Here is a 7,001-nt window from a genome sequence, read left to right as displayed (position 1 = left end):
GCTCCTGTGCTGTCCGGGTCATTCACAAACATCTACTGTCCGGGTCATTCACGAACATCCGGACGGTTCCGGGACATCCGGGTCCGTCAGGAGCAGGTGAATCGCGCCGCGGCCCAGTCCCCGTGGTCACCGGTCTTGGACCCATTGGTGTCCGTGACCTTCAGGTGCACATGGCGCGCCCCGTCGAGCCGCACATCGACCGGTACGGTCGCGGACGCCCCCGTCACCTTCGGCGAGGTCCACAGCACCTTGCCGTCCGCCTCGACGGAGAACGCCACTTCGCCGTAGCCGTTGATCTCGTCGTCGATCCCGGCGTCGGCGGTGAACTTCGAGCAGTGTCCGCCGAGATATACCTCGATGTCGGAGTCGGCATGGGTGCCGATCCCCTTCTCGTACACCTTCCCCGCCAGCGTGAGGGGGTGTCCGTCGGCGGCGCCCGACTCGCCGTTGCTGCGGTCCCGTTCGGCGGGCCCGTAGCCGTTCACCGACTTCAGCCACACCAGATCGCTCGCCCAAACCTCGCCGGTGGGCGGCGGTGGCATCACCTCGGCGGCGAACCGCTGGGCGGTGGTCCGGGATCCACCGGCCGACCGGTAGCGGGCGAGCGCGGTGATCCTCGCCTCCCCCGCCGCGGCGTCCTTCGCCGGGGTGACCGACACCTCGACCCGCCGGGTGGTGCCCGCCGGGATCCGGTCCACGGTCGCGGCCGGTCCGACCTGCCAGCCGTCGGGCACGGCCAGGGTGACCGCGGCGTCCGTCACATCGGTGCTGCCCGCAGTGACGTCGACGGCGACGGTACCTTCGGCTCCGGCGCCGAGTTCCTGCCCGGCGGTCGCGGAGACGACGGCCGTCGCGGCGGCGTTCCGGCCGCCGACCGCGCTCGTCCCCTTCAGCTTCACGGAGAACTTCTTGTCGGTGGAGTGCGGCGCGGTCTTGATCTTCACGACACCACCGCGGTCGTCCCGGTCGTACCACCAGCCCTGCTTCGCGGTCTTGTACGCGGCCGCGGAAGCCAGCCGTGGCAGCTTGCCGTCGAGTTCGACCGCGCTCGGTGCGGAGCCGGTGTGCACACTGAACTCGTACGGGCGGGTGCTCTGCTTACCGGTGAACTCCCCCTTGCTCGCACCGATCCGCACGGTGACGTCGCCCGCGCCCCGGACCGGTGCGTCCACGTCGGCGGTCTGGGTGGCGTACTTGCCGTCGCGGTGCTGCCGGGTGACGCCGTCGTCCTCGTACAGCGTGAACGACGAAGAGCCCTGCGGGTAGATGTCCCAGGCGAGCGGGGAGCCGGCGGTGCGGTCCTTGTACGAGCGGATGCCCGGCCACATCGGCACACTGGCACCCCCCTTGACGAACAGCGGCAGGGTGTCGAGCGGGGCGCTGTAGTGGTCGACGGTGGTCGGGCCCTCGTATGTGCGGCCGCTCCAGTAGTCGGTCCAGGTGCCCTTCGGCAGATAGATGCCGTTGCGCTCGGTGGTGTCCTGGTAGACGGGTGCGACGAGGAAGTCCTCGCCGGACATGAACTCGTACTTCGCCGCGTCCGTCGCCGCCTTCGGGTCGTCCGGGAATTCGAGGGTCAGGGGCCGGACCATGCCGACGCCGGTCTTCGTCGCCTCGTGCGCGTACGAGTACTGATAGGGCAGCAGCGACTCCTTGAGCTTGAGGTAGTCGCGGTTGATGGAGGTGTACGGCTCCCCGTACCGGTAGGGCTGCTTGTCACTGGCCGCCCAGCCGTCCATGGTCATCGTGGTCCCCAGGAACATCTTCCACTGGAGGTCACGGGTGTACGTCTTGGCGCTGCCGCCGAAGATGCCGTCGACGTCGCCGGTGGTGTACGCGAGACCGGACATCGTGGCGCCCGCGTAGGTCGGAATCTGCCAGCGGATGTAGTCCCAGGTGCCGTACTGGTCACCGGACCACTGGACGCCGCAGCGCTGCGCGCCCGCCCAGCTCTCGGGGGCGTAGGTGAAGCCTCGGGCGTCGCTGTTGTCCTCGATGCCCTGGTACGCGTCCTTGCAGCCGTCGAGCGCGAACTTGTAGCCCGAGCCGACCCAGGCGACGTCCAGTTTGGCGACCCGCTGGCCCGCCTTGACCTGGTCGGCGATCTTGTCGATGCCGTCCTCGGTCCACAGGCCGAGCTGCATGCCGCGGTCCTGGAGGCCCTTCGCGGCCTCGGCGAGGTCCTCGTAGCCACAGCCGTAGCCGTCGTTGACGAGCATCCAGCCGTTCGGCATGTCGTGCTCGACGTACCCGTCGGCGACCTTCAGGGCGTCCAGGGTGCGCCGCTCACCGCGGTTGGCGTTGTGGAGATAGCAGTCGGCGTCGCCGATCTCCATCCCGTACACGGGCGGCAGGAAGGGCTTGCCGGTGAGTTTCGTGTACTGCCCGATGACGTCCTTGGCGCTGTCGCCCGCGAAGTAGTAGGCGTCGAAACGCTTTTCCTTCGCGCTGGTGGTCACCGGGTCCGTGAAGGCATAGGTGTTCGGCGCGTAAGTGTTGCGGAAGACGCCGTAGCCCGCCGAGGAAAGGTAGAACGGCACCGAGTTGGGGTGCCCGCCGTCGTCCCAGTTGTAGTCGACGCCGACCTCGACGGTCTTGTCCCGGTGCGAGGTGTTGCCGCGGCCGTTCTGCATCCCGGCGCCGTAGAACTGCTCGTCGGCGCCGCGGGCCAGGGTCTGGGTGGTCTGCTTCCCGTCCCAGCTCAGCCCCTTGGCCTCGGACCAGACCCGGGTGCCGTCGGCCCGGTACAGCGCGAAGCGCAGGGGCGACTTGTAGGCGCGCAGGGTGATGCCGCCGGTGGAGAGCTCGTAGCGGTCGGCCCGCTCCTTCCACCGGGTGTGCGGCGGGGTGCCCTGTGGCAGCACCATGTCGTCGCCGGCCGGGTCGGAGAACGTACCGTCCGGGGCGAGTTCGATGCGGAAGGTCTCGGCGGAGACGAAGCTGACGCGGGCCTCGGCGGTGCCGGCCCTCAAGTGGTAGACGGGTCCGTCGGCGGAGAATCCGGTGAGGTCGCCGACCGTGGTGGGGTCCGGTTCGGCGGCGCCGGCCTGACCGGCACCGGGCCCCGCGAAGACGGCGATCAGCCCGAACAAGGCTGCAACTGCCGCCGCTCTGATGCGCGTTGATGATTGCATAGAGCGCTTTTAGCGCAGTATCGAGCACTTGACCATGGACAAAACGGAACCGGCCCTGAACTTCGTCGAGAAGTCCAAGGCCGGCTCATGGGATGGCGATCCGCGCACTGTGCCCGCGCGCGGCGGTAGCGGGCGACGCTACAGAGCGACGCCCAGCAGCGCGTCGACGGCGCGCGAGACGAGGCCGGGCGCGCCCTCGTCCGTTCCGCCCTCGGCGTTCTGACGCTCGGCCCAGCGGTCCACGGCGGCCAGCGCGGCCGGTGCGTCCAGGTCGTCGGCGAGGGCCTCGCGGACCTCCTCGACCAGAGCCTCGGCGGGCAGTCCGTCGGGCCGGGAGACGGCGGAACGCCACCGCCCGAGCCGCTCGACGGCATCGGCGAGCACCTGGTCGGTCCACTCCCAGTCGGACCGGTAGTGGTGCGACAGCAGCGCGAGGCGGATCGCCGCCGGGTCCACCCCGTCGTGGCGGAGCTTCGAGACGAAGACCAGGTTCCCCCTGGACTTGGACATCTTCTCGCCGTCCAGGGCGACCATTCCCGCGTGTACGTACGCCTGCGCGAACGGGTACTCGCCGGTCAGCACCTGGGCGTGCGAGGCGCCCATCTCGTGGTGCGGGAAGGCGAGGTCGGACCCGCCTCCCTGGACGTCGAAGCCCATGCCGAGGTGGTCCAGGGCGATGGCGACGCACTCGATGTGCCAGCCCGGACGGCCGGGGCCGAGAGAGGCCCCGTCCCAGCTCGGCTCGCCCTCACGGGCGGCCATCCAGAGCATCGGGTCGAGCGGGTTCTTCTTGCCGGGGCGTTCCGGGTCGCCGCCGCGCTCGGCGGAGAGCAGCCGCATCGCCTCGGCGTCGAGGTTGGAGACGCCGCCGAACTGCGGGTCGGTCTCGACGGAGAAGTAGACGTCCCCGTCGAGCTCGTAGGCGGCGCCCGCGTCCCGGAGCCGTTCGACGAGCGGGACGATGCCCGGTATCGCCTCCACGGCACCGATGTAGTGCTTCGGCGGAAGCATGCGCAGGGAAGTCATGTCCTCGCGGAACAGAGCCGTCTCGCGCTCGGCGAGCTCGGTCCAGTCCTGACCGTCGCGCACGGCCCGCTCCAGCAGCGGATCGTCCACATCGGTCACGTTCTGGACATAGTGGACCTGTCGCTTGGTGTCGAGCCACACGCGCTGAACGAGGTCGAACGCGTTGTAGGTCGCCGCATGACCCATGTGGGTCGCGTCGTACGGCGTGATGCCGCAGACGTAGATGCGGGCGACGGGACCGGGGTCAAGAGTGATCCGTCCGCCGGTCGCGGTGTCGTGGATCCGAAGGTCGCGGCCCTTGCCAGGCAGGGCGGGGACCTCAGAAGCGGGCCAGGCATGCATGCCACGAGCCTAACCGGATGCACGTTCCGGATACGAACCGGATACCGGACCTTGGCCGAAGAGGCGGTCTTGCGCGGCGTGGGTTCATCAGCATCAGATACGGGCAAAGCCCCCCTACCCCGCCCCTCGGTCGCCGGAGTGGCTCGATTTCGTCACACCGGTGGCCAGGGGATCGACGGCCACTCGCCGCTCGGCTCCGGATGCCGCCCCGAGGCCCTCAGCCCCGCCACGCGCCCCCGCAACGCCTCGATCTCGGCCGCGGTGATCAGCTCGGCCAGCCGGGTGGCGAGCGAGGTCCCCGGAGCCAGCTCCGCGTCCAGCCGGTCCACGACCTCGACGGCCTCGGCCGTCAGCGGCTCCCCCGCCCATCCCCACAGCAGCGTGCGCAGCTTGTCCTCGGCGTTGAAGGTCACGCCGTGGTCGATGCCGTAGAGCCGGCCGCCGGGTGCGGGCAGCAGATGGCCGCCCTTGCGGTCACCGTTGTTGATCACGGCGTCGAGGACCGCGAGCCGCCGCAGCCGCGGATCGTCCGCGTGCACCAGCAGGGCCGTCCTCCCCTCCCCCACCTCGGCGAGGGCGACGGCCTTCCAGCCCTCCCCCGGCTCCTCGTCGTCGACGAGCGCGAGGAGCGGCGGCAGGCCGTCCGGGGAGGACTCGTCGTCCTGGGGCGCCGCCTCGACCCACAGCTGGCACATGCCCTCGCCGTACGGACCGTCCCGCAGCACGGTGGGCGGTACGAGCCCCCAACCGGTCGCCTCGGAGATCTCGTACGCGGCCACCTCGCGCCGGGCGAGCGTGCCGTCGGGGAAGTCCCACAGTGGCCGTTCCCCGGCCACGGGCTTGTAGACGCACGTCACCTCGTCGCCGTCGTGGGCGACCGTGCAGTAGAGCACCGCGTTGGACGCCCCGCGGACCTGACCGAGAACGGTGAGCCGGCCCTCGGCGAGCACGGTGACCAGTTCGGTGCCGGTCAGGCTCCGCGACGGTATCCGTTCTGGCGCGGGCATACGTGTCCTTCCGGGTCGAGCGGCAGGCTGCACAGCGGGCACGGCGCGCGCCCGGCGTTCACGACATCCAGGGCGCGCTTGGCGAAGGCCCGGGCCTGCGCCCCGCTGAGGCGGACGCGGAGCATCGGCGGGCCGTTCTCCTCGTCCTGGAGCAGTCGCTCCTCGGCCTCCGCGAGATCCTCGTCGGATTCCACGTCCAGCTCGACGAGCGCCTGCGCCTCGACGATCATGCGCTGTTCCTCGCCGTCCCAGGCGAGCGCCATCGTGCCGACCCGGAACTCCTCCTCGACGGGCACGTCGAGCGGCGCGGTGTCGGTGACGTCCATGGGCGCCACGGCGGGCACCGGAGAGTTTCCGCCGGTCCGCCGCACCACCTCGTCGAGCAGTTCGTCGATGCGCTCGGCGAGCGCGGCGACCTGAGTCTTCTCCAGGGCCACGCTGGTGACGCGTCCGCCTGAGGATGCCTGCAGGAAGAACGTACGACGCCCAGGCAACCCGACCGTACCGGCCACGAAGCGGTCCGGGGGGTCGTAGAGGAACACCTGACGGGACACGTCCTGTCTCCCTTGAAAATTGACGGCAGATGAGGGGTGGCGGCGGTCCCGGGGGTTACCCCGGGAAGGGCGCCTACGGCGCGTCCACCCTACTGCGCGGAGCGATCACGGCGCCCCAGCGCCGCCACCGACCGCCGCGTCCGCATCGGCGTCCGCCGCCGGGCGCCGGTCCGGGTCCGTTGCGGCAGTGTGCTCCCGCGGCGCCAGCGAGGCCAGGTCCCCGGTGTCGCCGAGCCGCAGCAGGAAGGGCCGCAGCCTGGTGTAGCGGATCGCGGTCACCGAACAGGGGTCGGCATGGATCCGCTGGAAGAGGTCGAGATGCATGCCGAGCGCGTCGGCGACGAGGGCCTTGATGATGTCGCCGTGGGAACACATCACGTAGGCGGCGTCGTCACCGTGCTCGGCCTCGATCCGCGCGTTCCAGTCCCGCACGGCGTCGACGGCGCGCGCCTGCATGGCGCGCATGGACTCGCCGCCGGGGAACACCGCGGCCGACGGATGCTGTTGCACGACGCTCATCAGCGGCTCGTCGGTGAGTTCGGCGAGCTTGCGTCCCGACCAGTCGCCGTAGTCGCACTCGTTGATCCGCTCCTCGGTGTGCAGCACCAGCTCCGGCCGCACGTCGAGCAGGGGCCGCAGGGTCTCCCGGCAGCGCTGCAGAGGGCTGCTGACGGCGGCGGCCAGCGGCAGCGCGGCCAGTCGTCCGGGCAGCGCCGCGGCCTGGGCGGCGCCGCGCTCGTCGAGCGCGACACCGGGCGTCCGGCCCGCGAGCACCCCGGCCGTATTGGCGGTGGAGCGTCCATGGCGTACGAGGATCAGGGTGGGCATACGGGCCAGCGTAAGGGCTGTCCCGTAATCCCTGGCGGGCGCACGACGACAGCTACGGCACCTCGCCGCGTTGTCGGAACGCCCGAATACAGCCAGTATGCGAGCGCCCC

Annotated in this window: 5 protein-coding genes; all 5 read right to left on the bottom strand. The window is 70.6% G+C overall.

The window, feature by feature from the left end:
• Nucleotides 1-86: 86 nt before the first annotated feature.
• On the bottom strand, nt 87-3,134 hold the full coding sequence (locus ACFU8Q_RS37265; RefSeq protein ID WP_384463318.1) for an NPCBM/NEW2 domain-containing protein: 3,048 nt from the start codon (nt 3,132-3,134) through the stop codon (nt 87-89).
• Nucleotides 3,135-3,272: 138 nt separating this feature from the next.
• The gene (gene mshC / locus ACFU8Q_RS37260) at nt 3,273-4,502 is read right to left on the bottom strand and encodes a cysteine--1-D-myo-inosityl 2-amino-2-deoxy-alpha-D-glucopyranoside ligase (protein ID WP_384463315.1); all 1,230 of its coding nucleotides are present in this window, start codon (nt 4,500-4,502) and stop codon (nt 3,273-3,275) included.
• Between the two features lie 152 nt (nt 4,503-4,654).
• A complete protein-coding gene (locus ACFU8Q_RS37255) occupies nt 4,655-5,509 on the bottom strand; it encodes an SCO1664 family protein (RefSeq protein ID WP_384463313.1) in 855 nt (284 codons plus the stop codon).
• Nucleotides 5,473-6,063 (bottom strand): DUF3090 domain-containing protein, encoded by a 591-nt coding sequence (locus ACFU8Q_RS37250; RefSeq protein WP_384463310.1) that lies wholly within the window; start codon nt 6,061-6,063, stop codon nt 5,473-5,475. Before ACFU8Q_RS37250 ends, ACFU8Q_RS37255 begins: the two co-directional genes overlap by 37 nt.
• Nucleotides 6,064-6,168: 105 nt before the next feature.
• Nucleotides 6,169-6,891, bottom strand: a complete 723-nt coding sequence (locus ACFU8Q_RS37245; protein WP_384463307.1) for a histidine phosphatase family protein — start codon at nt 6,889-6,891, stop codon at nt 6,169-6,171.
• Between the last annotated feature and the right edge of the window lie 110 nt (nt 6,892-7,001).

The organism is Streptomyces sp. NPDC057543, from assembly GCF_042801895.1.
Taxonomy (GTDB): domain Bacteria; phylum Actinomycetota; class Actinomycetes; order Streptomycetales; family Streptomycetaceae; genus Streptomyces.
The sequence above is the reverse complement of the archived record's forward strand: the minus strand, read 5'-3'. Positions and strand labels throughout refer to the sequence as shown.